Annotated in this window: 9 protein-coding genes and 1 pseudogene; 3 read left to right on the top strand and 7 right to left on the bottom strand. The window is 68.0% G+C overall.

Annotated features, from left to right (window positions below; translation table 11 throughout):
- Positions 1-180: 180 nt before the first annotated feature.
- A complete protein-coding gene (locus tag ABZY12_RS32555) occupies positions 181-591 on the bottom strand; it encodes a hypothetical protein (protein WP_356896747.1) in 411 nt (136 codons plus the stop codon).
- Between the two features lie 1,049 nt (positions 592-1,640).
- Here ABZY12_RS32555 and ABZY12_RS32550 point away from each other — a divergent pair.
- Positions 1,641-1,799: a hypothetical protein gene (locus ABZY12_RS32550; protein ID WP_356896745.1), complete on the top strand. Its 159-nt coding sequence runs from the start codon at positions 1,641-1,643 to the stop codon at positions 1,797-1,799.
- A 43-nt stretch (positions 1,800-1,842) separates the two neighbouring features.
- On the opposite strand, the gene ABZY12_RS32545 is transcribed toward ABZY12_RS32550, so the two are convergent.
- Complete coding sequence (locus ABZY12_RS32545) at positions 1,843-2,625, bottom strand: hypothetical protein (protein WP_356896743.1); 783 nt, start codon at positions 2,623-2,625, stop codon at positions 1,843-1,845.
- A gap of 364 nt (positions 2,626-2,989) precedes the next feature.
- On the opposite strand from ABZY12_RS32545, the pseudogene ABZY12_RS32540 reads away from it, so the two are divergent.
- A pseudogene (locus tag ABZY12_RS32540) lies at positions 2,990-3,193 on the top strand (helicase associated domain-containing protein); the annotation flags it as partial.
- 170 nt (positions 3,194-3,363) lie between these two features.
- Here the strand turns inward: ABZY12_RS32540 and ABZY12_RS32535 are convergent.
- The 5 genes from ABZY12_RS32535 to ABZY12_RS32515 form a co-directional block, all read right to left on the bottom strand.
- Complete coding sequence (locus tag ABZY12_RS32535; RefSeq protein WP_356896741.1) at positions 3,364-4,230, bottom strand: hypothetical protein; 867 nt, start codon at positions 4,228-4,230, stop codon at positions 3,364-3,366.
- A gap of 89 nt (positions 4,231-4,319) precedes the next feature.
- Entirely contained in the window at positions 4,320-4,691 is a 372-nt protein-coding gene (locus ABZY12_RS32530; RefSeq protein WP_356896739.1) for a hypothetical protein, read from the bottom strand.
- 176 nt (positions 4,692-4,867) lie between these two features.
- Entirely contained in the window at positions 4,868-15,343 is a 10,476-nt protein-coding gene (locus ABZY12_RS32525; protein WP_356896737.1) for a LamG-like jellyroll fold domain-containing protein, read from the bottom strand.
- A gap of 654 nt (positions 15,344-15,997) precedes the next feature.
- Entirely contained in the window at positions 15,998-16,654 is a 657-nt protein-coding gene (locus ABZY12_RS32520) for an ATP-dependent DNA ligase (protein ID WP_356896781.1), read from the bottom strand.
- Positions 16,612-17,010 carry a hypothetical protein gene (locus ABZY12_RS32515; RefSeq protein WP_356896735.1) on the bottom strand — a complete coding sequence of 133 codons (399 nt, stop codon included), beginning with the start codon at positions 17,008-17,010 and terminating at the stop codon, positions 16,612-16,614. Before ABZY12_RS32515 ends, ABZY12_RS32520 begins: the two co-directional genes overlap by 43 nt.
- A 233-nt stretch (positions 17,011-17,243) precedes the next feature.
- On the opposite strand from ABZY12_RS32515, the gene ABZY12_RS32510 reads away from it, so the two are divergent.
- The gene (locus ABZY12_RS32510) at positions 17,244-17,456 is read left to right on the top strand and encodes a DUF6207 family protein (protein ID WP_356896733.1); all 213 of its coding nucleotides are present in this window, start codon (positions 17,244-17,246) and stop codon (positions 17,454-17,456) included.
- The last annotated feature ends 206 nt before the right edge of the window (positions 17,457-17,662 follow it).

Below are 17,662 nucleotides of genomic sequence, written 5' to 3'. Positions count from 1 at the left end.
CAGTCGCCCGTGACCAGCGTGAGCACCCCGACAGTCGATCACACCAGCCCTTTGACCTGCGAATTCAAGTTGGCGAAGGCTCAGTGTCGTCCACTCCCGCCGGTGGACTCCACTCAGTGGAGTGGATACCGAGCATCGTCGGTGCGCACCACGGCATCGGTTGCGCGGCATCAGGTCCACTCAGTGGCCGCCTTCCCGGCCACGGTGCGGTCCGGGCTCCTGTGGGCGGTGCGCCTGCAGGTCGTTCGGGCGCACCGGGCGCACTGCGTCGGCATCGTTCTGTTCTGCGTAGCGGTCCGCGCGGGCGCGGGAGTCGTCCGCCACCTTGGTGAACGCGTCCTTGAGGTGGCGCAGCCGCTCGACCGTGAGATCGAGGGCTTCCACGTCCGTGCGGGACTCCCGCAAGGCCCGCAGCGCCGTCAGGTCGATCGCCTCTTGGGGTCCGGTCTCCGGCTCCTGGTCGTCGTGCTCGGGGTCGGCGGCCGCGGGCGCGAGCAACTGCTCGGGCATCGCCGCCTGCTGGTGGGCCACGACGTCGTACGCCCGGCCCCGCACAGCGGCGGCGGTGGCGGCCCTCAGCTTCTCCCGCACCACCGCACCGGCGAGGACAGCTCGCTCGTACTGCAGCGGGACGCAGGGTACCTCCCACTCCCCCGCGTCCTGGCCCGGGGCCCGGGCGCAGCCGGCTCGCCGGGATCGGCCGGAGGTTGACGGTCCGGGCCGGGCGCGGGGGCCGGTGGGCGGCGCCGGGCGCGAAGGTCGGACAGGTCCCACCGTGCGGTGTAGAGGCGGTAGCCGGACTCCAGGCCGCTTACGGTCTTCGGCTCGCTGATGTCCAGGCAGTGGGTGGAGATGGCGGCGGCCACGATCTTCTCGTCCAGTCTGGGGGTCGCGGCGGCGGACGCGCAGGACCAGGGCGAGGTGGCAGCGGGCTTCGGCGAGCAGGTGCCGGCAGTGGAAGCGGCCGCCGTCGTTCATCACGAACACCCTCGCGGCGACGTCGACAGCCGCCAGGGCGACGTCGACCACGGCGGCGACCCGGGCCCGGATCGCGGCAGCCGCAGCACGGGCGTACTCGAGGAGGGAGTTAATGATGTCGACGGCCACCCCGGGAGTGAGGATCGCGCTCCTCTTCCACCACGCGCGCAGCTGGGCGAGCGGCTGGGTCTTCTGCTTGGGCGGGCGAGTCTTGCGGTGGCGATCTGGTTCAGCTTGGCGCGGGCCCGCTCGGAGACCATGGGCAGGAACATCGGCTCGCCGTCGTCGTCGACGGCGGTGATGTACTCGTGCTCCAGCTCTGCCAGACAGGCGGCGATCTGGTCGCTACGTCCTCAAGCCGTTCCTGGTCCGCCTCCGTCACCCAGAACCGGTGCGTCTTCGACCCCGTGCGGTGCTCGATGGGAACGATCAGCCCGGCCGCCGTCCTGCGTACCAGGTCGTCGAAGAACACGTCCCGCGGCTTCGGGGTCACGTGCATCCGACCGCATCGACGTTGCGTCTGCGGGCACCGGTACAGGGCGCGGTCGTCACAGCGCCAGAACTCGAGTGCCCGATACCCCGACACGACGCGCAGCCCACCGACGGCTCGTCCTCGAACTCCTCGGCCGCCCGCTGCCCCCCGGCGCCCTCGCCCCCCGAGCATGAGCACCGCTGAATTCCGGCTCGCGGCCGAACTCCTCGCCGTCTACGCCGGTCGCCCGGCCGAACCGCATGGGGCGGACTACCAGCTGCAGCCGATCGGCGGCCCGCACTTCTGCCAGGATTCCGGGCGTGGTGCGACATCCCGTGAGTTGTCCTGAGCCCCGCTGAGTCCCTACCCTCCGGTTCCTACTCCGACGGCGGTCATACGACGCCGGTGATGATCCTCCAATCCACGCTGAGCTGTCCGTCGGCGAGAAAGGTGAAGATGCCGTTGGTGTCGATGCGGCCAGTGGCGATGACGCCGTCGCCGAAGCGGTAGAACAAGAGCTCGCGGCCGAGGGCGTTGATATGGGTCCAGTTCGCGCTGAGCCGTCCGTCGGCGAGATGGGTGAAGATGCCGTTGGTGTCGATGCGGCCAGTGGCGATGACGCCGTCGTCCCGGCGGTAGAACAAGAGCTCGCGGCCGAGGGCGGTGATGGGGCCCCATTTTGCGTTGAGCCGTCCCTCGGCGAGATGGGTGAAGATGCCGTTGGTGTCGATGCGGCCAGTGGCGATGACGCCGTCGACGAAGCGGTAGAACAAGAGCTCGCGGCCAACGCCGGTGATGGGGCCCCATTTTGCGTTGAGTCGTCCGTCGGCGAGAAAGGTGAAGATGCCGTTGGTGTCGATGCGGCCAGTGGCGATGACGCCGTCGTCGCGGCGGTAGAACAAGAGCTCGCGGCCGAGGGCGTTGATATTGGTCCAGCCCGCGCTGAGCTGTCCGTCGGCGAGATGGGTGTAGATGCCGTCGCTGCCCAGTCGGGCGGTGGCGATGAAGCCGTTGTCACTGCGGTAGAAGAGCAGTTCTCGTCCTACCGCGACGATATGGCTCCATTTTGTGCCGAGCTGTCCGTCGGCGAGATGGGTGAAGATGCCGTTGGTGTCGAGTCGGCCGGTGGCGATGACGCCGTCTTCATGTCTGTAGAATAGGAGTTCTCCGGACATGGTGACTCCTCGGGTTGTCGGGAAGGTGTCGGTCTCCCGCGCCCCCGGAATTCCGCCGACTCGGCTGCCGTTAGGGGAGAAGGGGACACCCGCTGCCGCCTGCGGGCGGACAAGGCTACACGGATGCCTCATCTACGACGCTACTCTTCGGCCGCTGCGACGGCATTCCGGGGGCCCCTTCGGCGGGGGAAGGATCGCTATTGCGGCATCACCGCGCTCGCTACGGTGAGCTGTCTATACCTGGACGACCGCTCGGAGCCCTTCACGTGGCGTGGATGGCCACCTGCGTGGACCATCGTTCTTGGAGCCCGCCCGGGCGCCCTTCGCACGTCGACCGGGCGGGCCGCACGAACCACATGAAGTTGTCGCGCTCCTCGCACAGTACATCGCCCGTGAGGGCCACCACCGCGTCCCCAGGGCTCACGCAGAAGAGATCGTGATGGAGGGCGAGGCCGCCTCGGTCGTCGTCAAGCTGGGCGTGTGGGTCTCGAACACCAAATCGAGGCGCGACAAACTCACCCAGGAACAGCTCGACGCACTACGAGAACTCGGCGTGGAATGGGCATGAGAACCACGGCACTCTGGCCGACCCCATCGGCCTCCCTCGACAACTCACCGAGCGCCGGGCATCTGCGGCGAAGATTTCGACCTACCGGTCGAAGTCCGTCGGCCCCTCGCTGACACGCACCGCGGCAAACTCCTCGGGGGACCGTCCGTCGGGTGGTCGGCGCCCGGATATCAGCTGCTGAGGTCGAACACGCCCCATGCGGTGAACGGCTCGGCCTGGACGTAGATCCTGCTTCCTCGGCCGACTACTCGTCGGCGGCCGGGGGCAAGGCCGTCGGGCGGGGTGAGCAGGCCGACGTCCGTGGGCTCGACGGATGTTTCGGTGATCTCGCCGTGGGCGAGTCGGTCCCGCTCTTCACCGTAGCCGCCGTAAAAGGCGACCTGCTCGCCGTGGACGGCCACCGCGTGGGCGCCCCGTATGCGGTTCGCCCACACCGTCACGGGCCGGTCGGGGTGGTTCGGGCGTATCTCGACGAGCGGGAAGTCCGTGTATGGGCACGCCCAGGCGGTAGTGCCTGACACGTTCAGGGCGTAGCAGTCGAAGAGACCGGGGATGCGGGCGCCGTCTGATGTCCAGGCGAGCTGGCCTGTGGCGCTCCAGCGGCGGATTCCGGCCGGGTTCTCGTCGAAGTGCCCGACCCAGATATGGCCGGCCTCGTCCACGAGCAGGTGCTCGATGGCGTCCCCGACGGAGAAGGACGAGGTTTCGCGGCCGAGAGCGTCGAAGACCTGGACCTGGTTCACGTCCTCGTACCGGCGGGCGCGAGACGCGGCGACGACGGACCCGCCGTCGGGCAGGCGGTCAAGGTGCGGCCAGCGGGCTCGCACGGCGCTCAGCTCGGTGAGTTCGACGTTGCCGTCCGGATTCACTGAAACGACCAGCGCGTCGAAAGGCAGGAGGTCGACGCCGGGCTGCGGAGCACGTTCGGCAAGCAACCAGTGGGCGGTGCCGAAAACGTCGACGGTGCTGGTCAGGACGTGGCGGTGGTGGTGTGCTCGGGGGAGGTGGGCGTAGGGAATGAGGGCGGTCTTCTGCACGGGCGGGCTCTCCTGAATGGGCGGTCACGGCGTTCGGGCGCTGTGGTGAGCGGCGGTCGGCGGCGCGCGAGCGGTGGAGACTCGAAGATTCAGAGCTGATTCGAAGCCGACTCGTAGTACGGCGGCCCATATTCCGCCACGCCAAACTCGAAGTCAGCATCCATCAGTACCCTGAAGAGAAATTCCGATGCCGACATGGGGAACTCCGACCAGTCACCTTCGGAGTTCTGGACCATGATCGACCACTCTTCAGGTGGCGACGCACTGCTCGCCAGCCAGTAGACCTGACACTCCGAGTAGGTGTCCGCCCATGGCAGCAGGCCGACGGAGCCGGCTCGGTAGACACCGAAGCGTTCGAGGTCTGCCGCTGCGAATTGATTGACTTCCGCAATCCTCTGCAACGAACGCCACTCGTTCAGGAGCCGCAGGTCGGAACCGCCAGAGGAAGAGGAGATCTCCATGAATCCACTGAAGATGCCACGCCCAAACTTTTCGCACAGGTTCTTGAAATCCCCTGGAAGGGAACATTGAAGTTCTTCCTCAATCTCCCCCCAGGAGATCTCCAGGGCAAGAGGGGCCCAATGGAGTCGGTCGACGATTCTATCCACCCAGTCCACTAGGCCCCTACTCATCCTACTTAGTGGTGGTAATTCTCGACCACAGCATAACCTGCACCACCCCGATTACCTATCCAACCCAAGTGCAGGCGAGCAGGAATGGGGTTGTTGCCCACGTACTGGGGAGTGACGCTGTAGTAGAGGGTCTCGCCACCCTCAACTCGCTTGGCAAGCTCCCTTTCAATGTTGGACATGTCAGGCGAGTTCGACTTGTTGTAGAGGGGGACCAGATTGCGTGCGTCCTCGCCGGATCCTCCCAGAGACTTGGCAATCAAGTGCCCGCGCTGCAGTCCTTGACCGGGTCCCCAACCCCGAGGCTGATTATTCCAGCCCGAGTTCCTGTCGAACGGGAATTCGGTACCCGTACCCAAGAGGTTCGTGGGTTCCGTGTTGAATTTCCAATTCTGGTGGTCGTCCAGATAATTGTAATCCCCCTCGTTGAGGCAAGCGCGAGCACCCTGAGCGCGACCAAGACTGTCGAGCGGCATGTAGTAGATCGCGGAATTGCCCTTCCTGCAGCCGCCGCGTTCGACAGGCGACCTGTCGAACGAGTTCTCGTTCTCCTGATCCGGAGTCAAATGGAGACCGAGACTGTAATCAGCCGCGATGTCTTCGTCGGGCGTGAACCCGAGGTCCTCCTCGAAGAACTTCAGGAAGTCCGTGGAGTCGAATACTGCCTGCCATCCGTCGGAAAGTGACCACGATGCGTCCCTGACGGCGTCCATCGCGATGTTGGCGACATGCTTGGGAGCTGGGACGGGGGTCTTGCCGTTGTTGGGGTTCTGGTCGATCGGGGGCGGGAGGGGCCGGCTGGGCTTGGGGGCGCCGGTGCCGACGTTGCAGTGCCGCTTGCATCCCTGTGGAGGCGGACCGTAGTAGCGAGCTCTGGTCTCGGGCCATGCCTCTCCGATTTCCGTCGTGGTCGCGGTCGTGCCCCTGGGTTGAGTGCCATTACCACACATCCAGTGGCTGCAGGCACTGGAGTTCCCCGGACCCCACGCTTTGAAGGAAATTAGGGGGCCGCGTGTGACGGTGGCACGGTTGAGCGTTTCGTAGACTCCGATGGCGAGCAGGCCCCAGAGTCCACCGCGGACGCCGGGGCGAGCGGCGGGAGGACGTGGCGCCGCAGGTGGGCTCCCGATGTTCGGGATGGTCCTGGGCGGGCTGTATCGCCCGTTGCCTGTGTCCTGCCAGTGTCCGGTGGGGTCGGTGCCGTTGAGCGGGCTCGCGTTGCCGTATGTGTGGCGGTTCGCCTGGACCGACGGGTCCGGGTCCAGCTGCCAGGTGTCCCGGCTGGTGAAGCCGCCGGTGCCCGGCTGGTACCAGCGGGAGGCCATGTTGACCTCGCCCGTGGAGGAGTCCGTCCAGCCCGACTGGTAGCCGAGGGACGGGTTCGCGCCTGTGGACGCGGTCACGTTGCCGAAGGCGTCGTAGGCGCGGGACGAGGAGACCGTGGTGCCGTCCGCGGAGAGGGTGGCGACCACGTCGGTGTGCTGGTCGGTGACGGACAGGCGGCCCGAACCTGCGGTCCCGGTCGTGGCGCTGGCGAGCAGCCCGCCGCCAGGCGTGCGGCTGTAGGTCGACGTTCCGTCCTTGACCGGGTTGTTGGAGCCGCCGTCGTAACTGAAGGCGGTGCCGCCGTTGGTCAGGACCCGGTCGAGCGAGTCGTATGTGAAGGCGCTCGTTCCGTTGTTGACCGTCCGCTCGAAGGCGTCGGAGCTGATGCCCCGGCTGGTCCCGCCGTCGGTGACCGTCTTGATAGTGCCGCGGGCGGAGTAGTCGAAGGTCTGCGTGCCCCAGGTCTGGAGGCGGTTGCGGGAGTCGTATGTGGCGGTGACGTCACCCTTCTTGGTCAGGTTCCCGGACTTGTCCCACTCGTACGGGGTTGTGGTGTTCCCCGCCGTGGTGGAGGTCATCCGGCCGGCCAGGTCGTAGGTGTAGGACTGAACGCCCGCGCCGGCCGTGCCGGTGGTGGTCTTCTTCACCAGGAGGTTGGCGAGGTCGTAACCGTAGGCCGATCCCTGGACCGCGGTGCTTGTGCCGGTCTTCTTGACGCTGTCGTCCGCGAGCCGGCCCAGAGCGTCGTACGCGTACGAGCGCTTCGCGCCGATGGTGTAGGTGCCGCCTGCGGCGGGGCGTGCGTACTCGTCGACGGTCGGCCGTCCGGCCGCGTCGAAGTCGCTGCGCACCTGCGTGCCGGTCAGCGGGTCGGTCGTCGTGTCGAGACGCCCGGCCAGGTCGTAGGTGAAGGCCGTCGCGCCCGCCGCGTCCATGCGGGACGTCATGTTGCCGTCCGCGTCGTACGTGTAGGAGCTCGTGCCCGAGGGGCCGTCGGCGTTCAGGAGCTGGCCGCGGTCGTTGTAGGTGTAGGTGTTGCCCGCGTTGACTCCGTCGCCGCCGACACCGGTAAGCCGGCCGACGAGGTCGTAGGAGAGCGAGCGGGGACGGGTGGCCACGGCGGTGCCGGAGCCGGTCTCGCCGGTCAGGCGACCCAGGGCGTCGTACGTCTTGTTGCGCTTGACGTTGCCCGGGAGCAGCTCGGTGACGAGCCGGCCTGCCGCGTCGTAGACGTTCGTCCAGGTGCGGACGTCTGGATTCCAGTGCTGTGTGGTGGCTGGCTCGATGGTCGATTCCTGCAGGCCCCACGCGTTGAAGGTGTAGTAGGTGGCCTTGCCGCGGCCGTCGGTCAGGCGCGTGCGGTTGCCCGCCGCGTCGTAGCCGAAGGTCGTCGTGATGGAGTCGGTGGCCGTGACCGGTTCGAGCTGCTTGGTCATCCGGCCGAGGGCGTCGTAGGTGTAGGTGCGGCGGCCGCCGGTGGCGGAGACGGCCGCAGTGACGTTTCCGTCCGCGTCGTACTCGGAGGACACCGAACGCAGGACGGTCGTTCCGGTCCCGTAGTCGGACACCGAGACCGGCTTGCCGAGTACGTCGTACGCCGTGACCGTCTTGCGGCCGGTGGCGTCCTTCGACTCGGTCTGGCGGCCGAGGCCGTCGTAGACCGCCTTCGTGACACCGCCCAGCGGATCGATGATGGTCAGGACCTCGCCGGCGGTGTTGTACGTTGCCGTGGTGCGGCGTCCGCCGGCAGTGGTTGAGGCGGTCTGGTTGTCCGCGTCGTCCCAGGTGAAGCGGGATACGAGGTTCTGCAGGGTGGGCCTGCGCTCGACCGTGGTGGCGGTGAGTTTGCGACCCAGCTCGTCGTAGGTCGACTCGGTGCGTGCTCCTGTCGGGTCGGTCGCGGAGAGCGGCAGACCGGTCGGGGTCCAGGTGTAGGTGGAGACACCACCGCCGGACAGGTCCGTCGAGGTGCCGCTGAACGTCGTGGCACCCGGAGCCTGCAGGCTTTGCGTTCCGGCGGCCGGGTCTGTTGAGCGGACCAGGTTGCCCAGTTGGTCGTACGCGTAGGAGCGGGTACGGCCAAGCGGGTCGGTCGTGGAGGCGACGTTGCCGCGCTGGTCGTATGCCGTGCGCGAGACCGCCGTGATGGGCGTCGTCGTGCCCGGCGGCGTGTAGTCGGGCAGTGTGACTGCGGTGGTGCGGCCCAGCTTGTCGGTCTCCAGACGGGTCACCAGGCCGCGAGTGTCGCGCGTCTCGGTGGCTTCGCCGAAGGTGTTGTAGCCGGTGAGGGTCTTGGGCGTGACGGCCGTGGCCGCGCCGCCGTTCTCCTCGGCCTGCACCTGTGGCGCCGTGGTCTCGACCAGGCGGCCGAGTACGTCGTAGCGGGCGGTGGAGGTGTTCCCGCGGGGGGTGACCTGGGTCAGCGGGAGGCCCCGCTGGTCGAAGGTGCCTGACGAGACCCGGCTGCTGGTGCCGTCGGTGACGGTCCCCTTTTTCGGGTTGCCCGCCGCGTCGTATTCGGTGGTTGCGGTGAGCTTTTTGCCGGAGCTGTCGATCGACTGGGTCTGCTCGGTGACTCTGTCGTCACCGTCGTAGGCCGTGGTCGTGACGCGGTTCAGGCCGTTCGGGTCGAAGGCTGAGCGCGTGGTGCGGCCGGTGGCGTCGATCGTGTTGACGGTGGTGCGTCCGCCGCTCGCCGTCTGTGCGGTGAGGTTACCGGCGCCGTCGTAGGTGTTGGTCGTCAGGAGGATGTCGCGCTTGGAGCCGTTGGACTGGGTGACGCCCTTCGCCGTCACCGAAGCCTGCAGGCCGTCGTCGTAGTAGGTGAAGGTGGTCGTGGCGCCCATGGCGTCCGTCGTCGAGGCCAGGCGGCCCGCCGGGTCGTACGCGTGGGAGACCAGGACCAGGTCGCGGGTCTGGCCGGACGGATCGCCCGTCCAGTCCTTCAGGACCGACTCGGCCGGCTTGCCGCGCTTGGTGAACGCGTGCGTGACGACGTTGCCCGCGGGGTCCGTCTCGCGGATCACCCGGCCCAGCGCGTCGTGGCTGAAGGCCGACACGTTGCCTGCCGCGTCCGTCGTGCTCTCGTTCAGGCCGAGCGCGTTGTAGCGGTAGGTGGTGGTGCGGGTGGCGTCGCCGCCGGTGGTGTCCTCGGTGGACTCGGTGAGCAGCTGCCCGTCCGCGTCGTACGTACGGCTCACCTTCGCGGTGTGGGTGACACCGGTGATCTCGTTCTTGACGCCCGGACCGGTCTCCGAAGAGATGCGGGACATCGCGTTGTACGTGTAGGTGGTCGTCACACCGGCCGGAGTGGCGTCAGAGACCTGGGTCTCCGTCAGCTTCCGTCCGACGCCGTCGTAGGTGTACGTGGTCACCAGGCCGGAGGGCGCTGTCGCCCTGGCGAGGTCACCGCTCGCGAAGTACGCGTACGAGGTGAGGGCACCGCCGGTGCTCTTCTGGGTGGCGACTAGGCCCTTCGGAGTCAGTCCGCCGCCGACCGCGGGCTCGGTGCCCGTGGTGTAGGTGGTCGACGTCGTCCGGCCGTCCGCCACCGTTACCGTGTCGATCAGACCGAGTGCGGTGTAGGACGTGGTCGTCCGGTAGCGGTTGTCCGCCGCTCCGGAGGAACGGCCGTCGCGGACCGCGATCTGCTTGCCATTGCGCGGGTCCAGCTTGTCCGCGGGGTTGTCGTAGTACTCCGCGAAGGAGGTCCAGCAGGAGTTGGCGTCCCGGCACGTCGTCGTCGAGACGGTGTTGCCGCGCTCGTCGTGACCCGTGATGACCGAGTGACCGTTGGGGTCGGTGACCGTGTGGAGGAAGCCGCCGGTGTCGTACGCGTATGTGGTGACACCGCCTTCCGCGTCGGTGGAAGCGACCCGACGCTGACCGCGGACCGCGTCGAAGGTGCTACTCGTCTTAGCGCCCGTCGGGTCGGTGACCGTGACAGTGGCGGCGAGAGAGGAGCCGCTTGCCGATGTGCCTGCCTCGTAGTGGCCGGCGACCTGTCCGGCGGTGAGTGGACGGTGGTAGACCGCGACCTCGTCCATCTGGCCGGTGAAGTAGCTGATGTCGGAGGGTGCGGAGGGCCACGACTTGGCGAAGCCCGCACCGATGAAGGAGCGGTTGTTGGAGCCGTGGTTGACGGGGACGCCGGTCTTGGTGGCGACCTGGGTGCCGTCGAGGTAGAGGGTCTGGGTTTCGCCCTGTGCGGTGACGACCGCGTGGTGCCACGCGTTGTCGGTCACCGTGGTGGGTGAGGTGTTGGAGGGGCTGCCCGGGTAGGACCAGTACTCGCCGTGCAGTTTGCCGTCGGCTCCCACGTACAGAACGGGCGTCCAGCTGCCGGAAGGAGCGGTTGCCCCCGCGAGGGGAGCGGACTGGTCGGAGAACAGGACGCCTGGCTTGTCGGTGCGGAACCAGAGCTCGACGGTGATGTCGGTGCCGGTTTGGTCGATGGGCGGCACCTCGACGTAGCCGTCGCCGTTGAACTGGACTGCGGCTCCGTCGCCTACGCCGAAGACACCGGTGGTGCCCAGCGTCGTCTTCGTGTAGGTGCCGGTACCCGCGTTCACGGCCGTCTGGCTGGCGGCGTTGTTTCCGGTGGTCTCGTTCAGGCGCCAGAAGGCTGCCGGAGCGTCGGCGGTGACGGCACCCCGGTACTGGTCCCCATTGCCGGTGACCAGCCGGTCGCGCGCCTTGTAGTGCTCCGCGACGGTCTGGGCGGTCAGCTCCTTGGTGTAGAAGGCGGCCTCGTCGAGCCGGCCGTTGAAGTAGCGGGTCGCGCGTGCCTGCCCGTCCCACTCTTCGCTGCTGTAGCCGGCGCCGAGGTAGGCGTAGGCCAGTGTCTCCGGCTTGACCACGCCGGTCTTGGAACCGATCTTGGCTCCGTCGAGGTACAAGGACTGCCCTGCCGGACCGCCGGTGATCACGACGTGGTGCCACTTGTTGTCGGTGACCTTGACGCCGCCCATGACCGGCCAGCCGGCGGACGGCCCGTCCCACAGGTGGCCGCGCAGCTTGCCCTCCGCGTCGACGAGGAGACTCGCGTTCCACATCGTCGGGGTGGTGCCGATCTCGGTGTTCTGCAGTCCGAGCAGGACGCCGCTGGGCTTGTCCGTCTTGAACCACAGCTCCACGGAGAGCGACGTCGCCTGGCTGAGGGACTCAGCCGGGACGGAGATCACGCCCTTGGACCCGTCGAGGGTCACCGCGCCGTCATCGCCGTCGAGGAACGCACCGACCCCGCCGAGGGTGACCCCGTCGCGGTACGAGCCGTTGCCTCCGGCGGATATCTGGTCCAGAGCAGCTGCTCCGCTGCTATCGCCCAGGCGCCAGTAGTTGACGGGGCCGGCGGCCCGCACGGCATCGGCGTATGCCTGCGAGCCCGCCGCATAGCGGGGCGGGGAGATCTGCCAGGTGCCGCCGTTCTCGTCGGTCACCGTGGTGGCGCGCTCGGTGTCGGGGTCGTACGCGGCTGTGCCGCCGATCCGGCCTGAGGGGAGGGTGGTCTTGGCGAGCTTCGAAGTCCCGGTGCGGGCCGCGTAGTGCGCGCCGACCGAGCCGGCGTCGAGGGCACGGTGGTAAACCGCGACCTCGTCCATCAGACCCTTGTAGTAGCGCGTGCCGTAGGTGCCGGCGCCGTCCCACGTATGGTCGGTGAAGCCACCGCCGAGGTACGTGTATGTCTTGACGGAGTGGCTGACGGGACCGGCGAGGGTGCCCACGGCCTGGCCGTCGAGGTAGAGGGTCTGGCCGGTACCACTGCTGGTCAGCACCGCGTGATGCCAGACATTGTCGGTGACGGTGGCCGTGGAGGTCATCGGCGTGAGCCCGCCGTCGGACTTCTCGAAGGCACCGCGCAGCTTGCCCGCCGAGTCGACGAACAGAACCGGGTTGTAGTGGGTCGGGTGCGTCGGACCCAGCGGGTCGTCCTGGAAGCCGACGAGAACGCCGTTCGGCGTGTCCGTCTTGAACCACAGCTCCACCGACAACACCGTGGAGGAGGCCAGGGTCGACTCCGGCAGCTCCACGTAGGAGTTCGTGCCGTTGAACGACGCAGCCTTGTTGCCCGTTCCCGCCAGGGCCCCGGTGCTGCCGAGGGCGACGTCGCGGTAGTGCCCGGCGTTCATGCCGGTACGGGAGACAGCCTCGCTCGGCGCGGCCTCGCCCTCGGTCTCGCCCAGCCGCCAGTAGCCGACCGGGTTGGCGTCCTGCACCATGCTGCGGTACTGCGAACCGCCGGTGTACTCGTACACCGTGCACGCGGTCGTCGACGACGGCGGGCACACCTTGGTCAGCAGGTCACCCTGGTAGGTGTACGACCAGACGAGTGCCGGCGCGGACGGGCCGACGGCGTCGGTGGACACCGACGCGACATGCGCGCCGTTCCAGGTGAACGTCAGAGCCCGCTTGGACAGGGCGTCGGTGGCCTTGGTGAGTTTGCCGCCCGTGTACGTGAGCAGCTGCTCACGGCCGTGGCCGTCCTGGACCTTGGTCAGCAGGCCGGTCGCGTCGAAGGTGTACAGGGCCGCGGTCGCGTCACGCAGGGTCCAGCCCCCGCCGGAGAGAGCGGTCAGCATGCCCATCGAACCGGACGGCGCGCTGTAGGTGCCGTCGCTGTTCTTGCCGAAGCGGACCTGACTGCCGGTCGCGAGGGTGATCACGACACTGCCATCGGGCTCGGACACGGCCCGCATGTCCCAGCGGGTGGCCCAGCCGGCGCCGAAGGCGCTGGTCTTGCGCGGGTCCTGCGAGTTGTAGGTCCGGCTGACCGCGAGCTCGGGGCCGACCGTGGGCACAGCTGCGTCCGTCGCGGCGGTGGCGTAGTTGCCGGACCGCTCTCCGAAGGTCCGGCCGCTGTCGGCACCTCCCAAGTGGGAGGTGATGACCGGCTGCGGGACCTGCGTGGTCAGGATCGACGGCGCGGTCCGGGCGGACTGGTCCTTGCCGTCATTGGCGTACGCGTACCACGCGTAGGTCTTCGCCCAGCTCAGCCAACCGGCCGGCACGGTCCAGCTCGGGGAGGCGGCGTGGGTGTTGCCCCGGCAGTTCTTCCGCGTGTCCTTGCCCTCGACCTCACAGACCTCGAACTGGTACGTCAGAGAGCCGGGCGAGCGGTCCTGATCCGTGGCTGAGGCCCACAGGGTGGGGGTGAGGGTGTCGACGACGGTACCGCTGGGCGGTGCCGCGCCCGTGATGTTGGGGGATACGTTGACTGCGTCGAACCTGATGGAGGCGCCCGGTACGCCGTCCGCGACAAAGCTGGACACGCCGTACTCGTCCATCGTCCAAACGAGCGTGTAGGTCGCTGGCGCCAGCGGGGCGATCGTGGCGTCGACGGTGGCTGAGGCGCCCGGCGCGACGTCGTAGGGCATCGGCGTCCATCGGATCTTGCTCCAGTAATCACCGCCCACGATGTTGCCGTTGGCGTCGAACAGGTCGTACCGGAGCTTGAAGTTGCTGGTCTTGCCCCAGGTCTGCTGGCCCCTGTTGGTTACCGTGACCTTGAACTTGCCCTCGGAGGTCGCCGTCATCGGCTGCACGAAGCCGCCCAGGCCGTAGGTGGCCCCGTACTTCGACCACGTTACGTCGAGGCTGGGCTTGCCACCGGGGTAGTCGTCGGAGCCGAACTGCTTCCAGCTCTTCGAGTCGTCGGTGGCGGCCTTCACGGCAAGGCCGTAGTTGGGCTTGCGACTGTGCGTCCAGTCGTCGACCAGCTGCCGGCCGGCCGCGCCGAGCGGGATCCCCTCCCAGGCGGGAGCGCACGACCAGCTCGTGGTGCCGGACGGTCGCCAGCCGTGCGCGAACGACTTGGAGCCGAGCGCGCCGCCGGTCGCGGGACCGGGGTAGGTGGACGTGGTGGTCTCGGACCAGTTCGAGGTGATCTCGTGGACCGTCACCGGACGCGCGGTACACGACTGCGACCAAGTGTTGTAGAGCGACAGCCGGGCGTCGATCACCCAAGCGTTCTTCAGCGTGGTCTCGAGCCCGTTGAACTTCAGGAAGCCGGCCGCCTTGTGGCCGCCGGCATCGTACGTACCTACCTTGAGGACGGTGTCACTGGCGAAGTTCTGGTTGTACGGAGCCTCGACGTAGGTGCCGGAGGCGGCCTCCAGGCCGGTCACCGACGGGTCGACCTTGACAGGGAAGACCCGATCGGGGGCGGACAGCCACTTACGGTCGAGCGTCACGACCAGGACCTGACGGGCGCCCTCCCGCAGGATGTCGTAGGAGACTCCGGAGGAGATGACACCCTCGTTGGAGTTCGGCGCCTTCTTCGAGTCCTCCATCCAGCCGGCCGGCATCCACGCCTTCTGGCGGCCCGTGGAGTCGACGAAGGCGATGCCGCCGTGCCCGTCGAGCTTCGCGGTCAGACCCTCCAGAGCCAGCGGGAAACGCCACACCGTGGGTGCGTCGGCATCCTTGAGGATGAGCGTCTCCTTGACGGACTCGCTGCCCACTATCAGTTCCAGGTCCGCAGAGGGACGGACCTTCGGATAGGTGATGACACTGCCCGAGACCTGGCCCCGGCTGTGTGCGGCGCCCTCGATCGAGTAGGCGATCGCAGCCCGGTCGCCGGCTGCGAGGCGGACCAGCGTCTTGTCGTCCGCGTATTCGGCGAAGCGACTGTGCGTATCGGTGGACCGGGGCTCCCAGACCGATTCCGAGCCCGAGCCGCCGCCGGCCTGCGCCTTGGGAGCAAGACTGGTGTCGATGCCCTTCCACTTGCCGTCGTCGAGGAAGTTGACGGGCTCGTTGAAGAAGCGGGTGGTGAAGGTTCCGTCCGGGTTGGCGAACGTTCGTCCGCGCTCGGTGCGCTTGGCAGGCACCTCGATGCTGGCCTTCGGGTCGAAGCCCTTCGGCGGCGCCGTCCTGGGCGCCTGGACCTTCGTGAAGGGCTGCTTGGCGGGCGGCTTGGGGGTCTGACCCAGCCTCGGCGGCGTGACGACGCCGTCCGGCGGGAGCTCTCCGGGCGCCTTCTGCGCGCCGCTGCGTCCCCCTCCCGCCGCCGCGTCGGTGGCGTCGCCGGAAGCACGGTGGCCTCGCCCGCGCGCCGATCCCCAGCCCTGCTGGGGCAGTTCACCGGCGCCGTAGCCGGGGGCGGCGACCCATTGGTTCACCGCGACTGCGGCCTGCTCTGTACCTGCCAGAACGGCCATGACAAATGCCACTAGGAGTACTAGTGGTCGCGCTGTGCGCACGGAAATCCCCCACATAGACGATCAGTGGGGTTGTCATATCCATTTCACAGCTTGTGCACAAGATCAGTCCGAAAACCGTCGATCACGATCGTCTGCGTCTCGGCAGCGAGATCAGCATTTGGCCGGGCATATCTACACCGATCCTCCCTGTCGTATGGAGTTCCGTGTGGGAGAGATCACTTCTGTCCGGGGAACTGCGTTCCCCTTTCGGCCTCCCGCCGCGAAGTCAGCGCCACCCAGCGAACGTCGGCCCCTCCCCTGATGCCGTGGTCAGTGCGAAGCGCACCTGTGCTGCGTGGCAGCGCGGGAGGGGCTGGCCTTCGTTCGGCCCTGCCGTTCCCGGGAGCGGCGCAGCGAGCGGATCCGTCAGGCCGGGCTCCCGTGCTGGGCCGGATGGGCGAGAGCCTGGGACAGGCGACCCGACTCCACACTCCTCCGCGAGCGCGTACAGGTCGGCGATCTGCTCGTCCGTGAGCGGGCCAGTCGTGTAGATGGTGCGAGCCATTCGAGTCCTCCTCGTTGTCGTTGCAAGCTAGCTATGTTCCCTGTCAGGAAATGACGTTGCCCCAGCTTCGGTGGCAAACGCCCAACTTCGCTGTCAGAGGTCAGCGTTCATCCAGCGGCGGGTGTGACGCCCTCACCGAATGGGGGCACGTCGGCCACTGTGACGTCCAGGCGGAGCCGAGCGAATCGCATGGGGTGACGCCAGGCCCCTCGATCGATGGCGGTGTCTGCATCGACTTCCGAGACCTGTTCCGGGACGACCAGGGTGACGTCCAGGGGGTCGCGGCTGCCCCAGGCGGAGGAGAAGCGTGCGCCGGTCCACGGGTGATCGAGGCTGGCGGGGTGGAGGTGTTCGGCGACCTGGCGGGCGGCGTCCGGCCTCAGCAGCACCGTGCGGCCGACCGGGCGCAGCCGGCCGTCTTCGTCGTAGCGGCCGAGGACGAGAATCTGTGGTCGGGCGAGCGTGCCGGTGATGCCGCCGATGACGGCTTCGGTGGTGTGGCGACGCCTGATTTTGAACCAGCCCCTGGCCGAGGGGAGATAGCGCTGTGATCGCCCCTTGATCACCAGGTCCTCCACGCCCTGGATCTCGATCCAGGACTCCAGCCACTCCTGGGCGACGGCGATGTCGGTCGTCATCGGGCAGAGCGTCCACGGCGGCGTCAGCTCGTACTCGGTGAACAGGTCCTCCAGTGCGGCGCGGCGGCGGTCGTACGGCTCGGTCAGCAGTTCGCGGCCGTCAATCTGAAGGACGTCAAAGGCGATGAAGTGGGCGGGCAGCGTGCCGGCGACTGCTCCACTGTGCGGCCGCCTGCGGAGGCGCGGCGTTGCAGTGCCTCGAAGGACAGCCGGCCCTCGGACCAGACGACGACCTCGCCGTCCAGGACCAGGCCGCGCGGCAGCTGCGCTGCCGCACTGACGAGGTCGGGGAAGTGGGCCTGGATCAGGCTGCCGCGTCGGGACTGCAGGAGCACCGGTGCGCCCGCCCGGGCCGGGGTGAACAGCAGGCACCTGTAGCCGTCGAACTTGGCCTCGAAGGCAAGCCCACCGGGCAGGACGCCGGGGCCGGGGAGGGTCTCCCGGGCCTGGGCGAGCATCGGCTCCACCGGGGGACGTAGCACCAGATCCTCGATCCCGACAGGGAGCCGTGCCGCTCGGGGGTGGGCACGGCTCCCTGGCTGTGGGGTCGCAGCCCGCCCGGGCCTGTCAGCGGACGCAGCTGCTCCTCCCTGTCTACGACCCGGACCCGGTCCTCGCGACCGGCACCCGGCAATTCGGTGACCGGGCTCCCTCGTACGGATGCTTCTCCACCGGCCGTCGAACCGGGTGAACCGGCGGATCCGTCGGTGGGGACATGCACATCGATGAGCAGCACATCGCCGAACCTGGGCTCGTGGTCCTGGACGTCACCGGCGCCGACGAGGACACCGTCCGCGCAGTAATGGACGCCCTCCAACAGCAGTGGGCAACCTCCGGGATCACTCCGGTCTGGCGCACCCCGGGAGAGGCCGGGGTCAAGGCACGGCTATACGCGAACGTACACCGCCACCCCGACACGACCAACTAGGTACGAACGCGCGAGAGCCAGCCGCCGGCCTTCTGCTCGGGCACCTCGGGCACGGCCCATCGCTGTGTGCGGGTCAGGGGGTGTCGCCGGATGGCTTTGTTCACGAGAACCGGTTCTGGCTCACTTTCTGTGGAGGGCTGACTGAGTGTGATGTCAGTGATGTGTGGTGGGATGGCCGGACCTTGCTGCCGTGACCTGCTGGGAGT

It is taken from the genome of Streptomyces sp. NPDC006551 (assembly GCF_040611675.1).
In the GTDB taxonomy this organism is placed as follows: domain Bacteria; phylum Actinomycetota; class Actinomycetes; order Streptomycetales; family Streptomycetaceae; genus Streptomyces.
The sequence above is the reverse complement of the archived record's forward strand: the minus strand, read 5'-3'. Positions and strand labels throughout refer to the sequence as shown.

Bases quoted from the DNA above. Each gene is read 5' to 3' on its own strand.
- ABZY12_RS32550 (WP_356896745.1), top strand. From the start codon at position 1,641: ATGAGCACCGCTGAATTCCGGCTCGCGGCCGAACTCCTCGCCGTCTAC.
- ABZY12_RS32545 (WP_356896743.1), bottom strand. From the start codon at position 2,625: ATGTCCGGAGAACTCCTATTCTACAGACATGAAGACGGCGTCATCGCC.
- ABZY12_RS32530 (WP_356896739.1), bottom strand. From the start codon at position 4,691: ATGGAGATCTCCTCTTCCTCTGGCGGTTCCGACCTGCGGCTCCTGAAC.
- ABZY12_RS32525 (WP_356896737.1), bottom strand. From the start codon at position 15,343: ATGGCCGTTCTGGCAGGTACAGAGCAGGCCGCAGTCGCGGTGAACCAA.
- ABZY12_RS32510 (WP_356896733.1), top strand. From the start codon at position 17,244: ATGCACATCGATGAGCAGCACATCGCCGAACCTGGGCTCGTGGTCCTG.